15 protein-coding genes and 3 rRNA genes are annotated in these 17,602 nt (G+C 51.1%); 2 read left to right on the forward strand and 16 right to left on the reverse strand.

All coding sequences use genetic code 11. The features are described from left to right. Positions 1-219 precede the first annotated feature (219 nt). On the forward strand, positions 220-474 hold the full coding sequence (locus tag NST44_RS05010; protein ID WP_006207408.1) for an AbrB/MazE/SpoVT family DNA-binding domain-containing protein: 255 nt from the start codon (positions 220-222) through the stop codon (positions 472-474). 287 nt (positions 475-761) lie between these two features. On the opposite strand, the gene rsmI is transcribed toward NST44_RS05010, so the two are convergent. The 11 genes from rsmI to NST44_RS05065 all read right to left on the reverse strand — a co-directional run bounded on the left by rsmI (position 762) and on the right by NST44_RS05065 (position 9,126). Next, positions 762-1,652, reverse strand: coding sequence for a 16S rRNA (cytidine(1402)-2'-O)-methyltransferase (gene rsmI / locus NST44_RS05015; protein ID WP_340898083.1), 891 nt, complete (start codon positions 1,650-1,652; stop codon positions 762-764). Beyond that, positions 1,649-2,413: a tRNA1(Val) (adenine(37)-N6)-methyltransferase gene (locus tag NST44_RS05020; RefSeq protein WP_007132857.1), complete on the reverse strand. Its 765-nt coding sequence runs from the start codon at positions 2,411-2,413 to the stop codon at positions 1,649-1,651. The genes rsmI and NST44_RS05020 overlap by 4 nt, the downstream gene beginning before the upstream one ends. 174 nt (positions 2,414-2,587) lie before the next feature. Continuing rightward, positions 2,588-2,959 (reverse strand): DNA replication initiation control protein YabA, encoded by a 372-nt coding sequence (gene yabA / locus NST44_RS05025; RefSeq protein WP_040740328.1) that lies wholly within the window; start codon positions 2,957-2,959, stop codon positions 2,588-2,590. Between the two features lie 32 nt (positions 2,960-2,991). Then, positions 2,992-3,792, reverse strand: coding sequence for a PSP1 domain-containing protein (locus NST44_RS05030; protein WP_007132855.1), 801 nt, complete (start codon positions 3,790-3,792; stop codon positions 2,992-2,994). A 56-nt stretch (positions 3,793-3,848) separates the two neighbouring features. Next, positions 3,849-4,835 (reverse strand): DNA polymerase III subunit delta', encoded by a 987-nt coding sequence (holB, locus tag NST44_RS05035; protein ID WP_040740326.1) that lies wholly within the window; start codon positions 4,833-4,835, stop codon positions 3,849-3,851. A 203-nt stretch (positions 4,836-5,038) separates the two neighbouring features. Beyond that, entirely contained in the window at positions 5,039-5,482 is a 444-nt protein-coding gene (locus NST44_RS05040; RefSeq protein WP_007132853.1) for a YaaR family protein, read from the reverse strand. Between the two features lie 64 nt (positions 5,483-5,546). Then, positions 5,547-5,696, reverse strand: coding sequence for a hypothetical protein (locus NST44_RS05045; RefSeq protein WP_340898088.1), 150 nt, complete (start codon positions 5,694-5,696; stop codon positions 5,547-5,549). Positions 5,697-5,970: 274 nt separating this feature from the next. Further along, on the reverse strand, positions 5,971-6,300 hold the full coding sequence (locus NST44_RS05050; RefSeq protein ID WP_006207400.1) for a cyclic-di-AMP receptor: 330 nt from the start codon (positions 6,298-6,300) through the stop codon (positions 5,971-5,973). Positions 6,301-6,362: 62 nt separating this feature from the next. Further along, positions 6,363-7,007: a dTMP kinase gene (tmk, locus tag NST44_RS05055; protein ID WP_028406031.1), complete on the reverse strand. Its 645-nt coding sequence runs from the start codon at positions 7,005-7,007 to the stop codon at positions 6,363-6,365. A gap of 64 nt (positions 7,008-7,071) precedes the next feature. Beyond that, positions 7,072-8,802 (reverse strand): aminotransferase class I/II-fold pyridoxal phosphate-dependent enzyme, encoded by a 1,731-nt coding sequence (locus NST44_RS05060; protein WP_340898092.1) that lies wholly within the window; start codon positions 8,800-8,802, stop codon positions 7,072-7,074. A 138-nt stretch (positions 8,803-8,940) separates the two neighbouring features. After that, positions 8,941-9,126, reverse strand: a complete 186-nt coding sequence (locus NST44_RS05065; protein ID WP_007132850.1) for a sigma factor G inhibitor Gin — start codon at positions 9,124-9,126, stop codon at positions 8,941-8,943. A gap of 233 nt (positions 9,127-9,359) precedes the next feature. On the opposite strand from NST44_RS05065, the gene NST44_RS05070 reads away from it, so the two are divergent. Further along, positions 9,360-9,881, forward strand: a complete 522-nt coding sequence (locus NST44_RS05070; RefSeq protein WP_007132849.1) for a hypothetical protein — start codon at positions 9,360-9,362, stop codon at positions 9,879-9,881. A gap of 159 nt (positions 9,882-10,040) precedes the next feature. Here the strand turns inward: NST44_RS05070 and NST44_RS05075 are convergent, their stop codons facing one another. The 5 genes from NST44_RS05075 to NST44_RS05095 form a co-directional block, all read right to left on the reverse strand. Next, the gene (locus tag NST44_RS05075) at positions 10,041-10,478 is read right to left on the reverse strand and encodes a hypothetical protein (RefSeq protein ID WP_007132848.1); all 438 of its coding nucleotides are present in this window, start codon (positions 10,476-10,478) and stop codon (positions 10,041-10,043) included. A 367-nt stretch (positions 10,479-10,845) separates the two neighbouring features. Further along, a 5S ribosomal RNA gene (gene rrf, locus NST44_RS05080) occupies positions 10,846-10,962 on the reverse strand. Positions 10,963-11,182: 220 nt separating this feature from the next. After that, positions 11,183-14,229, reverse strand: a 23S ribosomal RNA gene (locus NST44_RS05085). A gap of 364 nt (positions 14,230-14,593) precedes the next feature. Further along, positions 14,594-16,147, reverse strand: a 16S ribosomal RNA gene (locus tag NST44_RS05090). The 16S, 23S and 5S rRNA genes sit together here, the layout of an rRNA operon. 321 nt (positions 16,148-16,468) lie before the next feature. After that, complete coding sequence (locus NST44_RS05095) at positions 16,469-17,581, reverse strand: HD-GYP domain-containing protein (protein WP_007129245.1); 1,113 nt, start codon at positions 17,579-17,581, stop codon at positions 16,469-16,471. Positions 17,582-17,602 lie beyond the last annotated feature (21 nt).

The raw sequence follows: 17,602 nt of genomic DNA on the forward strand, positions 1-17,602 counted from the left end.
AATCGACATATTGAAAAGTGAAGCGTTTTTTGGTTCAAAAATGGTAACTTCGTTGTAGGACAGCGGTTTATTTCACTATATTTTCGTAAATAGGTTCCGAAATCTCAAAAATATAGGTTGACTGTTTTGGGAATCGTTGGTACTATAAATAACATAAAAAATAGAACTATGTCGAATTATGACTTTTTTAAATTATGGCGAGAGGGGCATTAATAAGTTATGATGAAATCAACAGGAATTGTAAGGAAAGTCGATGAGCTTGGACGGGTCGTTATTCCAATCGAACTGCGCCGTACACTCGGCATTGGCGAGAAGGACGCTCTTGAAATTTATGTGGACGGTGAACGCATCATGCTGAAGAAGTATGAGCCTGCGTGCATCTTCTGCGGCAATGCTGAGAACGTTACGTACTTCAAAGGTAAAATCGTTTGCCATGAATGTATCTCGGAAATCCCTACACCTGTGACAAATTAAAGATATTAGTATATAATAGGTACACAATCACATTTTGTTAATTCTAACCTTTTTCATATCTCCTTGGTGCCTTCCTCGGCTATGAACCCGGCCGCAGGAAGGTCTTTTTTTATGCGCAATTTCCCGCGGTCGGCATAACGCTATGTAAATCCTCACCGCGATCATGAGGAAAATGATATTGTTCGTCAGAGACGGCCTAGTTCAGATTAAATGTGCCCCGGGCAGTTGTTGACTTCGGCAGGCTGCGGGGACCACCTCTTAGTCACTTGCGCAGCAGGCTACTAAAATTAATCCCCCAGCAGCGCATTATAGATATCCCGCTTCGATACGCCGCGGTCTGCCGCTGTTTTCTTCATGGCCTCCTTACGGCTCAATCCCTCCTGCTCATATCTGCCGACATGCTCCTCTAAGGAAAGCTCCTGCCACCAAGCATTTAGCTCCATCCGCTCATCCTCGGGGTTTCTGCCCTCCACCACCACGCAGTACTCGCCCAGAGGCGGATGCTCCTCTAGCCAGGATAGGCATGCTTCCACGGTTCCACGGGCAAATTCCTCATAGCGCTTGGTGAGCTCCCGGGCCAGCGTAATCTTTCGATCGCCCAGAACCTCCTTCATTAGCTCTAAGGTCTTCTTGATGCGATGCGGGGATTCATAGAAGATCAGCGTTCCCTGGGCCGATTGCAGCGCGTTTAACTGTGCCACAATGTCTTTGCGTTCCCTGGGCAAAAATCCGATAAACGTAAACCGTTCGGTTGGCAGGCCCGATGCGATTAACGCCGATAACGCGGCATTTGCTCCGGGAACCGGAATGACCGATATTCCGGCTTCAATCGCCAGTGCCACGAGGTCGGTGCCAGGGTCGGAAATCGCCGGCAGACCGGCATCGCTCACGAGCGCTACATTTTTTCCTTCTATTATATATCGTATAATTTCAGGGCCGCTTGCCGCCTTATTATGCTCATGATAACTAAACAATGGCTTGGATGGAATTTCAAAATGCGTAAGCAGTTTCCTGCTCTGTCTTGTATCCTCCGCCGCAATGATATCGCATTCCTTAAGAACGCGTACCGCCCGGTAGGTCATATCCTCCAAATTGCCGATCGGGGTTGCAACCAAAAATAACGATCCGGTGCTCCCTGCACCTGGCGATTCAAAGCTTCGCTGCAATGATATCCTCATGCTTGATCATCCTCATTCGTTCCATAATATATGTCCATAAATTCGGCGCAGTATTTCCCCTGCTCGTCATAAACGATGAGCGGCGGCCGTAGGCGAACCTCGGGCTTCCCGTCCCGTATGCCCTCGATCAACACCATATTGGCTTCCAGATGGGCACGGGGGTGAACAAAACGGATCACCTTCGGCTCAATCCGGTATTTACTCATAAGCGTTATAATCTCGGCCAGTCGCAGCGGCTTGTGCACCATGCTCATTTTCCCGCCTTGACGAAGCAGCCTGGAGCAGGAAGCAATCACTTCCTCCAGCGTACAATGAATCTCATGTCTGGCAATGGCTTGATGCGGATTCAGCTTGATGTCGCTGCCGTTCATCGGCATATATGGAGGATTCACCGTGATCACGTCGTATGCGCCATATCCCGTCTCCTTGTACAGCTCTCTCAAGTCGCCTTCCCGGATCGTGATTTGGTGCTCAAGATCATTCATATAGACGCTTCGTCTTGCCATATCGGCCAGTCTCGGCTGTATTTCGATCCCTTCGATCGGTGCGCCTGTCCGTGTGGACAAGAGAATAGGAATCACTCCATTCCCGGTGCACATATCAAGAATCTTCCCTCTCCGCGGGATGCTGGCAAACCGTGCAAGCAGCACCGCATCCATAGAGAAGCTGAACACCTCCTCGCTTTGGATGATTCCGAGCTCATGCGTCAGCAGATCATCAATCCGCTCGGATGGATGTAAATGTACGTCCTTCAATTTCATAGTTTCAACCCTTTGGCTTGATAGTTAGGGGCACGTGTCGGGATTGAGACTCCGATCCCTTCGTGCTCATAATTTTATTTCGCGGTGTTCACCAAATGCAAGGAGCCTGAAGATCCCTTACAGTATAACCTTCAAATGCTAGAAAAAAACCGTAGGCAATATCCCTACGGCTTCTTATTTATTCAAAAATGACAAGCAGAACAGGCAATCCCCTTCCGTACGCAAATGTCCATAGTACACATTGCAGATGTGAAAGCCTTCGTGATAGAGACGGGCCAGGTTGTCGTATCCTTCCCCGACCACATCTTCCTCCTGATCCTCCTGCTCGGCACGAGGCTGAGGCATCGAGGCTACCGGGTGTTCCAATTCCGCCGGATTGACTTCCCTTTTTAATATTTTCCGGAGCTGTTCATTTTCAAGACTGAGGCGATGGTTCTCTTCCAGCAGTTCCTTGATGACCAGCTTGAGTCCACCCAGTTCACTGTGTATATGTCCCATCTGTGTTTCCAACTCTTGAATGAGCACAAAAATGTTTTTCTTCTCCAAGTCTACACCCCGAAAATAAACATTCTATTGGACTATTTAATGACCACGTCGTCCATCGGCAGTTCCTTGACCTTCCCGATTTCAAACAGCTGAACATGCACCGTCCGCTTATCCGCATTGATACCGACAACCTTGCCTTCTCCAAGCGAGGTCACGACCAGCTTCCCAACGGATGGAAGCTCCTCTTTCACGCTTTCATAATTATCATGCTCAAATTTCAGGCAGCACATCAATCTTCCGCATAGCCCGGAAATCTTGGTCGGATTGAGCGATAAGCTCTGATCCTTCGCCATCTTAATGGATACCGGCTCAAAATCACCAAGCCATGAGGAACAGCACAGTACGCGACCGCAAGGTCCAAGGCCGCCCAGCATTTTGGCTTCGTCCCGGACTCCGATCTGACGAAGCTCGATTCGGGTCCGGAAGATGCTGGCCAGGTCCTTCACCAGCTCTCGGAAATCCACGCGGCCTTCGGCCGTGAAGTAGAAAATGATTTTGTTCCGGTCGAAAGTAAATTCTACATCGACCAGCTTCATTTTCAGTCCGTGGTCCCGAATTTTATTTAAACAGGTGGTGAATGCATCCTTCGCAGCCTGCTTGTTCTCCTCAACCACACGGGCATCCGAGTCGCCGGCGATGCGAATGACTTTCTTCAGTGGAAGAACAACGTCAGCTTCACCTACCTCCTTCTTTCCTATCACAACTTGACCATACTCAATCCCCCGGGCCGTCTCCACAATGACGGATTGCTCCTTCTCTACGGGTAGATCCAGCGGATCGAAGTAATATATTTTGCCCGCTTTCTTAAAGCGGACACCCACTACACTGTACAAAAATAAACCCCCTTGTGCCTGTACATATTGGCCATCCTTCGGGCCTGGGGGTGTGCTCACGCCGGAGTGTTACCGCCCAAACCCATCAATAGCTGCTCTACACAGAGCTGTCCATTGACATTATAGCGTAACTTCTTCTGACACTCTGCGGCCAAATCCATATAGGACACCCACTGTGCTGTGCTGCGGGCTGACGCATGACCAGAGATATACTCCGCCTGATCTATGAAAACGAGAGACTCTTTCCTTCCGTACAGAACATGAATCATGTCCTTAAACCATAAATGAAACAAACTGAACAGAACGTCCAGATGATCGGAGAGTTCGGTTTTGAACACTTTCTGGCTCGCGGTAATCATCGCAGGGCCGGTTCGGTTCAAAGACTCCTTCCCTAATTGTAACACTACGTTTCTAATTTCTGCAAACCAATTCTCATTCAATATTTTCCTGCATCCGTCAAGTCCTGAAGCCAGGTGAACGGCACAGCGCACGAGGGCTGCCGGATATCCTTCCCCTACCAGCGCCTGCTCCATCATCTGCGGAGAAAGCGAGCGGAACGGCACCGTCTGGACCCTCGATTGAATGGTCGGCAGCAGCGCTTGTCCATTCTCCGCAATAAGGATGGCTACCGCCGGCGATTGCGGCTCCTCCAGAAATTTGAGAAGGCTGTTGGCCGCCTGCGTCGTCATTTTCTCCGCATGGTCGATAATGTACACCTTCGGATTGCGGTTCTCGGAGCGGTATGAGAAGATGCGCTGCAATTCGCGGATCTGATCGATCTTGATGCTGGCGCCATCCGGCTCAATCATCGTCAAATCCGGGTGGTTGCCGTGCTCGACCTTCCGGCATTCCAGACATTGTCCGCAGGCATCATCCTCAAGCTCCGTACAAAACAATGCCTTGGCAAACACAAGCGCCGTCTGCAGCTGTCCGGCGCCAGCCGGCCCGCTAAACAGATAGGCATGGCTGACCGCGTGCTTGCGCAGAGCGTTTTGCAGCAGCTGCTTGGCCGCCTCCTGGCCTATAATATGATTAAAAGACATAAGTCCTCTCTTTCCTGCTTCATTCACTTCGTTCTCTATCATCTTATGAACCTGCTGCATAAATAAAATCTAATAACAAAGCCATAATGCCATAATGCTAAATAACCATTAAACCTATGAACCCAAAAGATCATCAAGCCTACGAACTAAAAAGTTGGCCCAGGGGCATCCCAATCCCATGCGGACAAATGCTCCTTAAGCCGTTAAAATACGAGATTAATCAGCATACCGCGGATTTCCCCGACCTTATTCAGCAGATCGATCCTTCCCTGCTCGGTATCCAGTAGTTCATCGGCCATCTCAAGCAGCGCCGAATCGATCTCATCGATCACATTATATCGCTTGCCGCGTCCCCGCCGGTCCCAGCCTCGGGTTTCCTTCATTTTCACCCCGCGCCGGACCGTCTCCTCCAGGAAACGCCGAACCATTAATTTATACGCTTTAAGCTCCCGAACGGTCATCGATTTGGCTAATCGGTCACCCTGCAGCGCAATCTCACGCATTTGGCGGCTCAGCTCCTCATGCGTAGCCCGTTCCCCTTGCTGCTGCATCATATCCGAGAACGATCGCTGCTGGACCGGTCTGCTGCTGTTATCGGGGGCAGGAATTCCACTATTCAAGGGCCGAAAGCCCGGATTGATCTTCATCCGAATACACCGCCTTTAGATTTGAAGCCCCCGTTGCAAACGGAGGCGCCGTAGGAAACTCTATTCATGCATGCTTGCCCCGGCATGCATTATAATCGTAAATGAGACGCTTCGGGTCGGCCATTCCCATGCTTCGCCATAAGAACCAACCTGCCCCCTGCAGCCCCGCTTGCGTCATGCCTTGCTTCATTTCAAGCAGGATCAGCGCCAGCACCTGACGTGAACGTACCTTGAATCGGTCAACTTGTCAAGCCATTTACCTTGATTTAACAGGTATCGAGACGCTGACCGCTTCTATCACAATGAACCCGCCTATAACAGGCGTCCCTATTCCATTATTCTGCGATTTACGGTAACTATTTTTATTATGATACAGAAGGAATTCAGACTGGCAGCATGGCTGTGCTTCTCCATTTTGTCGGAGACGTTCCCATATCCCAATAAAAACATCCGTTACTTGCAATCCGCAAAATGTCGTGGATCTATTCTTAGAAATGCTCGAATCTTTCTACTGGAAGCACAAACACGGTAGCGCCGCCCACCTGAACCTCGACCGGAAGCGGCAGATACGAGTCGGTCGTGCCACTCATAGGGGTTACCGGTGTGACCAGCTGCTCGCGAACCTTGCAGCTTGTGCGGATGACGCTAAGCACGCTTTCGACCTGTGAATCGTCTACCCCGATCATAAAGGTGGTATTCCCCGCCTTCAAGAAACCGCCCGTGCTCGCAAGCTTCGTGGCCCGGAAATTGGCTTTGACCAATGCGGCGGAAAGACGGTTGCTATCCTTATCCTGCACAATCGCAACAATCAATTTCATGGTAAACCCTCCTTATTAATTTTGGGCATTTTCGCCCTAACACTATTATTTGACAAACAACCTCAAAAATCCTTTAATATCGCGTCTTCTACGTATTTGATCATCTCGCGCTCCACCTGATCCGGCGTTTTGGAAGCATCTACAATTCGGATTCTTTCCTTGTTGTTTTCCGCCACAAGCATATAGCCTTCCCTAACCTTGCCGTGAAATGCCATGCTTTCCATGTCAAGACGGTTCTTTTCCCGCTCGGCATTGGCCTCGATTCTGGACATCCCGATCTCCGGTTCGATATCGAACAGCAGCGTGAGGTCAGGCATTCGGCCTTCAACCGCAAATCGGTTAATGCTCCATACCTCCTCCATGCCGAGGCCGCGGGCATACCCTTGGTAAACCAGGCTGCTGTCGACAAACCGGTCGCACAGTACGGTCACTCCTTCCCTCAGTGCCGGTTCTACCTTCTCCACCAGATGCTGTCGGCGGGCAGCCGCATACAGCAGTGCCTCCGTCCGGGCATCCATGGAAGTATGCTGCGGGTCGAGAATAATGGAGCGGATCTTCTCCGCGATCTCGATCCCCCCGGGCTCCCTGGTAATCAGATAGGGAATCGAGCGGCCCTGCATATAAGCGGCCAGCCTGCCCATCATCGTTGTTTTGCCGGACCCATCCCCTCCTTCAAGTGTGATAAATAGTGGTCTGCGATTATTCATAATGATCCTGCTTTCATAAAAATATGTTAAGTGGTACATGGGTTGCTTTTCGCGAGGCGGAGGTTCAATCTACTGGGAGAGCCGCCCCCTCCCGTCTAAATACGACGATTGTAGCCAGGGATGAATCTGCGATGCCTTGGCATTTCGCTCCCGCATCTCTTAAATCGGCCAATCTCCGCGCCATCCCCTCTGTGATGACCTCACCGGGATAGAGGATCGGAATCCCTGGGGGATACGGAATCACCATCTCGGCCGCCGTCCTCCCTGCGCAAAGCTCTACTGGCATCGGCTCGATACGCCCCTCATCCATAGGCTTCAACGAGAAGCGGATCGGATGGGAATACGGAGCTTCCATGTCCCAATTGTTCCACGTGGAAACATTGGATTGGGAGCATAATTCTTGTAACAACAGGTTGTCACTCGTGCCGAGGGCGGCATCGGTCCGGGCGCCCGGCTCGTAATGCTTCATGAAATCTCCCCGCCCCTTCAGCATCCGAATCAGCTCTTCCTTGGACTGCGCCGGCTTCCCTTTTGGGGCTTCCCCAGCTATGTGCGGTTTCTTCGAGGACGTCTCCTCTTGCTCTACAATATGCACAAGTGCCCATAAGACGTGATTGCTATCTTCGAGCGTCGAGCCGAGCGTGAACAGCAAGACGACGCGCTGCTCGTCGCTCATCTCCGGCACACAGCCGCGCTCCTCCAGCGCGCGCTGCAGTGCGTAGCCGCTCAGGGCCCCGGTGCGGTCATAAATGACCGCCTTGAACGGGTCCTGGCGGGTATAGGCCGCCGCTTCAGCCTGCGGCGGCGCTTGTCCGCCGGCCGCGGCCGTGCCGGCGGCGGGGATCCCGGGCTGCGGCGGCTGCAGCAGCCCGAAGCGCGGCAGCTTCGCGAGGCCGCGCCGGAAGGCGTCCAAGGCGGCGAGCCCCGCCGTGAAGGCGCCTGCGCCCTGCGTATGCAGCAGGCGCCGCGCCAGGTCAAGCGATGCCATAATGGGGTAAGAAGGGCTGGAGCTCTGCACCATTGCCAGCCGCTGGCGTAATAGACGCCGGTTGATCCGCTCACCCTGCACATGCAGCATCGCCCCCATCGTCATGGCAGCCAGCATTTTGTGCGTGGATTGAACTACGCCGTCCGCCCCACAGGAGAGCGCACTGGCTGGCAGCTGCGGATGCTGCCCATAGTGAGCGCCATGCGCTTCGTCCACCAGCAGCGGAATCCCATGATCATGGCATAAGTCCGCTAGCGGCGTAATATCGCTTCCCATCCCGTAGTAATTCGGCATCGTGATCAAGGCTGCCTTAGCCCCGGGATAAGCCGCCAGCGCCTTCCTCAGCGTTTCTGGCGAAGGGGCGACGGCAAGCCCGCTAGGCTCGTCCATTCCCGGCTGAAGAAAAACCGCCCGCGCTCCGGCCAGCATCAGACCATGGAGCACCGATTTATGTACGTTCCGCTGCACCAGAATGATATCGCCGGGCTCCTGGCATACCGTCAGAATAAGCGCAATATTTCCGCTCGTGCTGCCTCCGACAAGAAAATAACTCTCCTCCGCACCAAAGCAGTCTGCCGCCAGCTCCTGCGCTTCCCGAATCACCCCATCCGGGTGAAATAAATCGTCTGTCCCGGTAATTTCCGTCACATCGATCTGCATCGCTGCCTGCAGCATCTCAGCATATTTCGGGTCCAAACCATAGGCTCTGCCGTTCTTATGACCGGGCACATGAAACGATGAGGCTCCACGAAGCCGATATTGTGTTAATGCCTCCATGAGCGGAGCACGATCTTTATGTGTAGTCATCGACATATCCCTTCAGATTCCATTCTCTAACCTATTTTAACGTATATTGAAACCTTCGCCTACGGTTAATGCCCACATTCCCTTATTCCCTTGCCCAACAAAAAAAGGCCTATCGCTAAGGCCCTATACGCGTTCCTTCTATGCATTCTTAGGCATCGCAATCTGCTTTAACTGCCGGATAAAAAAATGATATTTGGCATCCTCCGCACTGGTATGCACGATTTCCGATTCGCATTCCTCGCAAACGAATTGCGATAAAATCGTAATGCCTTCCGTCTTCGACTGGTTGCATATAATACAGACGCGTTCGGTCAGCTCTTCCATTGCCATCCCACCTTGATCCTTTTACTATTAGTATGACACAGTTTCTATTATTTTAAACCTTTTCATAGGATATCTTTGTACGCTTTATGATATGTGTCGCACGAATGCCCGGTGTCTGTACCGCATTTTTTTCGCTTAATAAAAATATGAATTTGTCCGATAAATATCATAAACGCCGATTTTCGGCCGATCTATCGAATGTTGATCTATGAAAAGGGGGACGGCATCGCGCCATGGCAGAACCACACGGTCAAGCCACCTTTTATCAATACCGGCTTATTAAAAAAATCCAAGTATCCAAACCACTGCTCATTCCTTACTTGATTCTGCCCTTAATCGCTGCAGCAGCCGGGATATGGACGTTGTCCCCGTACATCCTGTTGTATTTCTTGATCGCCTTCCCTGTCATCCTATGGATTCAGTATGTCATCGGGCATACCACGCTCCTGCTGCTCGGCCCTGATTACCGAAAACGATGGCGTTTCCGGGTTAAGCTTCCTTGGCTGGGATACACGCCGGAACAGCACATCAGCCGCCGTATATTTAGCAAAGTGCATATATACACGGGATTCGTCGGACTTTCCCTATGTGTCATCATGGCCCTGTGGTTGCCGATTCCGTTTACGGCCTCGCTTGTTTTTTGGCATGTGTGGCTTCTTCTGCCCCGATTCACCATTCTAATGCGGTTCGCTTCCCTGCCGAAGGATGGCATGATCAAGCTGAATGATCAGGACATCGCCTACTACAGGCAATGAACGGACCCGTATATCTTGAAGGGATCGGATCCGCTCGTCCATTCTGTGATTGTCTGAATAGGCCTTCTACGAGAAAAATAAGAGCTGCTCTCAGCCCTAAGCATTTAAGAAATCGCGCATACATAAATAAAGACCTCATTCCGAAGCCGAATGAGGTCTTTATTTATTCGTTTTATTACCTTCCAAGCCTTGAATCACTTGTTTCTTCATTTGAGTGGGAACCGTAATGATCAAATAACCGTCATGAACCGTAAGATGGACGATGTTCTTTCCTTTTTCAAAAACCAAGGAAGAGCCGTTTTCCTCCACTTCCTTCTGCGTCCAGCCCCAGGACTCGATTTCTTTCAAATAGGGCTCCGGAATATTTTCGTCTTCTTTCAAACCAGGAAGAGCATAGCGTACATAGTCCAAGTCGCTATTGCCCGTTGTTTGTTCCGTTTTATTGGCTTCTTTCGGGACGGGGAACGACTTTACATTGGCCGCACCGTCAAAGGACTTCCAGCTTGGTTCTGCGGATGCCCCGCAACCCGATCCGATTAATAAAATCGTACCCGCGCATATGATTTCTGCAACATGCAGGCCTTTTCTACGCAACATGATTGTCCTCCTTTCCTCCACAATAACCGTCTCCAGTTGAGTATTCAAGGTTGCTTGGTTAATGGAGAACCTCCCCAATCAGGCCTTACTACCTATGGCCTGCATAAATCGGTAATGAACTACCCACGAATGACTAATTCTATTATACTGATTTTCTGTAGTGTAACGGTAACAAAATCTTCATCTGTTTATGTCAAAGTAATCGTCATGTTATATAACAGCTTTAAGGGCGTTGACAGCTGGAAGGGGCTGAACAACCGCACGCAGTCTAATGTACTGTTATCACTAACACGCTTGGCCAGGATACAGGAATAGGTTCGGTAACAAAAATAAAAACCACCATCGATTACATCGACAGTGGTTTTTCGCTTGGCGACGTCCTACTCTCCCGGGACCCTTCGGTCCAAGTACCATCGGCGCTGGAAGGCTTAACGGTCGTGTTCGGTATGGGAACGCGTGGAACCCTTCCGCCATCGCCACCAAACGTGATTTTTGCGCTGCGCTTTGCTTCAATGATTGCTCACCAGCAAAATATCAAGCCTTAGAAAAGGCATGCAGCTTCAAAATCGTTTCAAGATCTTTTGAACCTTGAAAACTAGATACGAAACGTCTTTGCGTTGATTAGAATCCGTAGCATTGTCCCAAAGCACTCCTCCGATGCAAAGCGTAACGCTTCCGAAGTGAGTTTTCCTTTGGAAAACTTTTAGGATAAGCCCTCGACCGATTAGTATTGGTCAGCTCCATGCATTGCTGCACTTCCACCTCCAACCTATCTACCTCGTCGTCTTCAAGGGGTCTTACATACTGGGAAATCTCATCTTGAGGGGGGCTTCACGCTTAGATGCTTTCAGCGCTTATCCCGTCCGTACGTAGCTACCCAGCCATGCTCCTGGCGGAACAACTGGTGCACCAGCGGTACGTCCATCCCGGTCCTCTCGTACTAAGGACAGCTCCTCTCAAATTTCCTACGCCCACGACAGATAGGGACCGAACTGTCTCACGACGTTCTGAACCCAGCTCGCGTACCGCTTTAATGGGCGAACAGCCCAACCCTTGGGACCTACTTCAGCCCCAGGATGCGATGAGCCGACATCGAGGTGCCAAACCTCCCCGTCGATGTGGACTCTTGGGGGAGATAAGCCTGTTATCCCCAGGGTAGCTTTTATCCGTTGAGCGATGGCCCTTCCATGCGGTACCACCGGATCACTAAGCCCGACTTTCGTCCCTGCTCGACTTGTAGGTCTCGCAGTCAAGCTCCCTTATGCCTTTGCACTCTTCGAATGATTTCCAACCATTCTGAGGGAACCTTGGGGCGCCTCCGTTACTCTTTAGGAGGCGACCGCCCCAGTCAAACTGCCCGCCTGACACTGTCCCCGTACCGGATCACGGTACCAGGTTAGAACCTAGATACGATCAGGGTGGTATCCCAACGTCGCCTCCACACAAGCTGGCGCTCATGCTTCTTAGGCTCCCACCTATCCTGTACAGATCGTACCCAAATCCAATATCAAGCTGCAGTAAAGCTCCATGGGGTCTTTCCGTCTTGTCGCGGGTAACCTGCATCTTCACAGGTATTAAAATTTCACCGGATCTCTCGTTGAGACAGCGCCCAAGTCGTTACGCCATTCGTGCGGGTCAGAATTTACCTGACAAGGAATTTCGCTACCTTAGGACCGTTATAGTTACGGCCGCCGTTTACTGGGGCTTCGGTTCACAGCTTCGGGACTAATCCCTAACCGCTCCCCTTAACCTTCCAGCACCGGGCAGGCGTCAGCCCGTATACTTCGCCTTGCGGCTTCGCACAGACCTGTGTTTTTGCTAAACAGTCGCTTGGGCCTTTTCACTGCGGCCCCCTCGGGCTATTCACCCTACCGAGGCACCCCTTCTCCCGAAGTTACGGGGTCATTTTGCCGAGTTCCTTAACGAGAGTTCTTCCGCGCGCCTTAGAATTCTCTTCTCGCCTACCTGTGTCGGTTTGCGGTACGGGCACCTTCACCTGACTAGAGGCTTTTCTTGGCAGTGTGAGATCATGACCTTCGCTACTGTAATTTTCACTCCCCATCACAGCCCAGCCTTATCGATGTGCGGATTTGCCTACACATCAGCCTCACTGCTTGGACGGACATCCATCAGTCCGCGTCACTACCCTCCTGCGTCACCCCATCGTTCATAACGGTTTACGGTGGTACAGGAATTTCAACCTGTTGTCCTTCGACTACGCCTTTCGGCCTCGCCTTAGGTCCCGACTTACCCTGAGCGGACGAGCCTTCCTCAGGAAACCTTGGGCTTTCGGCGGATCAGATTCTCACTGATCTTTTCGTTACTCATACCGGCATTCTCACTTGTATGCTGTCCAGCGCTCCTTACGGTACACCTTCAACCTGCATACAACGCTCCCCTACCCCTGAATCGACTTCACTCCGCCTTCGAAGTGTGTTTAACCCCTGAGAGCATTTGGTCATCCTTGATTTCATTTCAAGTCTGACAAAAATGTTCAACTCAGGCTCACTACCTCAAAGAAGCAGTGAAGTCGATTCAAGCCATAGCTTCGGTGGTGTGTTTAGCCCCGTTACATTTTCGGCGCAGAGTCACTCGACCAGTGAGCTATTACGCACTCTTTAAATGGTGGCTGCTTCTAAGCCAACATCCTGGTTGTCTGTGCAACTCCACATCCTTTCCCACTTAACACACACTTGGGGACCTTAGCTGATGGTCTGGGCTGTTTCCCTTTTGACAATGGATCTTAGCACTCACTGTCTGACTCCCGGATATAAGTCTATGGCATTCGGAGTTTGACTGAGCTTGGTAACCCTTGCGGGCCCCGCACCCAATCAGTGCTCTACCTCCACGACTCTAATTTCCGAGGCTAGCCCTAAAGCTATTTCGGGGAGAACCAGCTATCTCCGAGTTCGATTGGAATTTCTCCGCTACCCCCACCTCATCCCCGCACTTTTCAACGTACGTGGGTTCGGGCCTCCAGTGCGTGTTACCGCACCTTCACCCTGGACAGGGGTAGATCACACGGTTTCGGGTCTACGTCCACATACTAAAGCGCCCTATTCAGACTCGCTTTCGCTGCGGCTACGGCTTCTCGCCTTAACCTTGCATGGGAACGTAACTCGCCGGTTCATTCTACAAAAGGCACGCCATCACCCATAGATCGGGCTCTGACTTCTTGTAAGCACACGGTTTCAGGTTCTATTTCACTCCCCTTCCGGGGTGCTTTTCACCTTTCCCTCACGGTACTGCTTCACTATCGGTCGCTAGGGAGTATTTAGCCTTAGCAGATGGTCCTGCTGGATTCATACGGGGTTTCACGTGCCCCGCACTACTCGGGATCCGTCTCGGAGGGTTCACATTTTCGATTACAGGGCTTTTACCTTCTATGGCCGGCCTTTCCAGACCTGTTCGTCTAATCTAAACCTTTGTAACTCCATGTGAGACGTCCCACAACCCCAGAGAGCAAGCTCTCTGGTTTAGGCTGTTCCGCGTTCGCTCGCCGCTACTGACGGAATCACTCTTGTTTTCTCTTCCTCCAGGTACTTAGATGTTTCAGTTCCCTGGGTATGCCTCCTCGCATCCTATGTATTCAGATACGGGTAACTGGCTATTACACCAGCTGGGTTTCCCCATTCGGACATCCCCGGATCGAAGCTTGCTTACAGCTCCCCGAGGCAGTATCGTTGTTCGCCACGTCCTTCATCGGCTCCTAGCGCCTAGGCATCCTCCGTGTGCTCTTAGTAGCTTAACCATGTCGCTCCAGCTTCGTGCCATGTGCTCTGTTGTTCGCTTGTTTCCTGATTGGATAAAACCACTCAATGGTGAAACAAGCTTCCAAAGGATCACCTGTCACGAATCTTTCGCTCTAACGCTACTCTTTCACTTCTTGGTCAATCACTTGACACAAGTCGTTAGAGAAGGATATTTCTAAAACGCAAATTCGTTTCGTTATCTAGTTTTCAAGGATCAAATGAGAGGTTGAACTCTCAAAACTGACCAACGAGTGAGTAACAGGCCTAAACCTGATTTGGTGTCTTTGCTTTCGCAAAGGAATCGGCGACTTTACAGTCAGCCTTATTTGTACCGCTTCGCTACGGAAGCGAGGTACTCCATAGAAAGGAGGTGATCCAGCCGCACCTTCCGATACGGCTACCTTGTTACGACTTCACCCCAATCATCTACCCCACCTTCGGCGGCTGGCTCCCTTGCGGGTTACCCCACCGACTTCGGGTGTTGTAAACTCTCGTGGTGTGACGGGCGGTGTGTACAAGACCCGGGAACGTATTCACCGCGGCATGCTGATCCGCGATTACTAGCAATTCCGACTTCATGCAGGCGAGTTGCAGCCTGCAATCCGAACTGAGACTGGCTTTTTAGGATTGGCTCCACCTCGCGGCTTCGCTTCCCGTTGTACCAGCCATTGTAGTACGTGTGTAGCCCAAGTCATAAGGGGCATGATGATTTGACGTCATCCCCACCTTCCTCCGGTTTGTCACCGGCAGTCACCTTAGAGTGCCCACCCGAAGTGCTGGCAACTAAGATCAAGGGTTGCGCTCGTTGCGGGACTTAACCCAACATCTCACGACACGAGCTGACGACAACCATGCACCACCTGTCTCCTCTGTCCCGAAGGCCGCCCCTATCTCTAGAGGATTCAGAGGGATGTCAAGACTTGGTAAGGTTCTTCGCGTTGCTTCGAATTAAACCACATACTCCACTGCTTGTGCGGGTCCCCGTCAATTCCTTTGAGTTTCAGTCTTGCGACCGTACTCCCCAGGCGGAATGCTTAATGTGTTAACTTCGGCACCAAGGGTATCGAAACCCCTAACACCTAGCATTCATCGTTTACGGCGTGGACTACCAGGGTATCTAATCCTGTTCGCTCCCCACGCTTTCGCGCCTCAGCGTCAGTTACAGCCCAGAGAGTCGCCTTCGCCACTGGTGTTCCTCCACATATCTACGCATTTCACCGCTACACGTGGAATTCCACTCTCCTCTTCTGCACTCAAGTTCCCCAGTTTCCAGTGCGTCCCGAAGTTGAGCCTCGGGTTTAAACACCAGACTTAAAGAACCGCCTGCGCGCGCTTTACGCCCAATAATTCCGGACAACGCTTGCCCCCTACGTATTACCGCGGCTGCTGGCACGTAGTTAGCCGGGGCTTTCTTCTCAGGTACCGTCACTCTCATAGCAGTTACTCTATGAGACGTTCTTCCCTGGCAACAGAGCTTTACGATCCGAAAACCTTCATCACTCACGCGGCGTTGCTCCGTCAGGCTTTCGCCCATTGCGGAAGATTCCCTACTGCTGCCTCCCGTAGGAGTCTGGGCCGTGTCTCAGTCCCAGTGTGGCCGTTCACCCTCTCAGGTCGGCTACGCATCGTCGCCTTGGTGAGCCGTTACCTCACCAACTAGCTAATGCGCCGCAGGCCCATCCTCAAGTGACAGATTGCTCCGCCTTTCATAACTCTGCCATGCAGCAGATTTAATTATCCGGTATTAGCTACCGTTTCCGGTAGTTATCCCAGTCTTGAGGGCAGGTTGCCTACGTGTTACTCACCCGTCCGCCGCTAAGCATCAGGAGTGCAAGCACCCCATCAACTCCGCTCGACTTGCATGTATTAGGCACGCCGCCAGCGTTCGTCCTGAGCCAGGATCAAACTCTCCAATAAAGATCGTCCGAAGGACGATCGATTGAAAGAGCGATTAAGCTCATTAGAAAAACTGACGAGAATTTGTTCAATTCTCTATTGTAACTCCCCGCCGAAGCGGTTCGTTTTTACTCACTCGTTGTTCAGTTTTCAAAGATCAACCTTTTCATTACCGGCGAATCTCGTTCGCATCAGCAACTCTTATAATATATCATGTTTTCGAGAAGTTAGCAAGCTTTTTTTAAAAAACTTTTTTATCGAAAAAGCCGTGATATACATCCGCTTCAAAAGCGGCAAGGAATAATATATCACAGCTTTTATCATTAGGTCAACCTTTATTGCCTAGGAAATAACTTCCTCAATGTAGATCTGCCTCTGCTGCATTAAATTCATGATGTTGCCTTGGACGGCTACCATTGGCCTGGTCGGATGCTGACTATCGGTAAACACGATTTCCCCTGTGCTTCCATTGCTTAACCGGACTTTCGTTCCGGAATGGAGAGCCGTTACTTTACGGATAAAAGTCTGGACGATTTTCGGATCCAGCTTGCCGAACGCCTCTAATTGAATTTGTTCCAGCACTAAGTAAGGAGACTGTGCATTCCGATAAAACTTGTCCAATGTCATGGCATGGAAGATATCCGTAACAGCCACAATCTTGGCGTAAATATGGATTTTGCTGCCCTCCAGACCCAGAGGGTAGCCGGACCCGTCCACTTTTTCATGATGCTGCAGTGCCGCTAGGCGAACCCCTTCGTTAACTGCGGCAACATTTTTAAGGATTTGATAACCGTAAGTGGTATGACGACGTACTTCCTCGTTCTCCTCATCGGTTAATTTGGACGGCTTATTTAATAGTATTGGATCAATCTTGGCATTTCCAATGTCATGGAGCAGCCCCGCAAAGGCCACCTGCATCCAGTCTTTCTGAGGAAGATCGAGCCACTGCGCCAGCTTATAGGAAGAAAGAGCACACAAGACCGAGCTGTGATACCGGTAATCATGGCGATTCGTCATGCGTGGAATAAACTTAAGAATCTGATAATCCTTATGATGCTTAAGCAGGTTCTCCATCTGATTCCGGATCTCGTACATGCGGAGCTCGCCGGTAATCGCCGACTGATAACAGCTTTTGACCAGAGTCAGAGTCTTGTCATACTCTTCATGCAATGGAAGGTCTTTGCGACTCGGTGCCTCCTCGTCCCCGCTTCCTTGCGAACTCTCCGCAAAAATCAACGCGGGCTTCTGCCCTGCAGATTTCACCGTTGGAATTCGAGTGCTCTCTCCATCGACGGACTCAATATCCACCTGCTCGACCATAAATGCTTTCAGCACTTCCAGATCGCGAGGCAGCAGTACCTTCCCCTTATGAAGTAAAAGCCCCCCTAAAGGCGTATGCACATCCTTAGCCAGCTTTACGCCGGCCACCACTTCATTCACGGCTTTGATCGTCATGATCAACCTCTCCATCTATTC

Origin of the sequence: Paenibacillus sp. FSL W8-0919 (assembly GCF_038003785.1) — a bacterium.
GTDB classification, from domain to species: Bacteria; Bacillota; Bacilli; order Paenibacillales; family Paenibacillaceae; genus Paenibacillus_AQ; species Paenibacillus_AQ lactis.

What these genes read in the sequence shown, in the direction of transcription:
- NST44_RS05010 (WP_006207408.1), top strand. Translation starts at nt 220, where the DNA reads ATGATGAAATCAACAGGAATTGTAAGGAAAGTCGATGAGCTTGGACGG.
- rsmI (WP_340898083.1), bottom strand. Translation starts at nt 1,652, where the DNA reads ATGAGGATATCATTGCAGCGAAGCTTTGAATCGCCAGGTGCAGGGAGC.
- NST44_RS05020 (WP_007132857.1), bottom strand. Translation starts at nt 2,413, where the DNA reads ATGAAATTGAAGGACGTACATTTACATCCATCCGAGCGGATTGATGAT.
- holB (WP_040740326.1), bottom strand. Translation starts at nt 4,835, where the DNA reads ATGTCTTTTAATCATATTATAGGCCAGGAGGCGGCCAAGCAGCTGCTG.
- NST44_RS05040 (WP_007132853.1), bottom strand. Translation starts at nt 5,482, where the DNA reads ATGAAGATCAATCCGGGCTTTCGGCCCTTGAATAGTGGAATTCCTGCC.
- NST44_RS05050 (WP_006207400.1), bottom strand. Translation starts at nt 6,300, where the DNA reads ATGAAATTGATTGTTGCGATTGTGCAGGATAAGGATAGCAACCGTCTT.
- tmk (WP_028406031.1), bottom strand. Translation starts at nt 7,007, where the DNA reads ATGAATAATCGCAGACCACTATTTATCACACTTGAAGGAGGGGATGGG.
- NST44_RS05060 (WP_340898092.1), bottom strand. Translation starts at nt 8,802, where the DNA reads ATGACTACACATAAAGATCGTGCTCCGCTCATGGAGGCATTAACACAA.
- NST44_RS05065 (WP_007132850.1), bottom strand. Translation starts at nt 9,126, where the DNA reads ATGGAAGAGCTGACCGAACGCGTCTGTATTATATGCAACCAGTCGAAG.
- NST44_RS05070 (WP_007132849.1), top strand. Translation starts at nt 9,360, where the DNA reads ATGGCAGAACCACACGGTCAAGCCACCTTTTATCAATACCGGCTTATT.
- NST44_RS05075 (WP_007132848.1), bottom strand. Translation starts at nt 10,478, where the DNA reads ATGTTGCGTAGAAAAGGCCTGCATGTTGCAGAAATCATATGCGCGGGT.
- NST44_RS05095 (WP_007129245.1), bottom strand. Translation starts at nt 17,581, where the DNA reads ATGACGATCAAAGCCGTGAATGAAGTGGTGGCCGGCGTAAAGCTGGCT.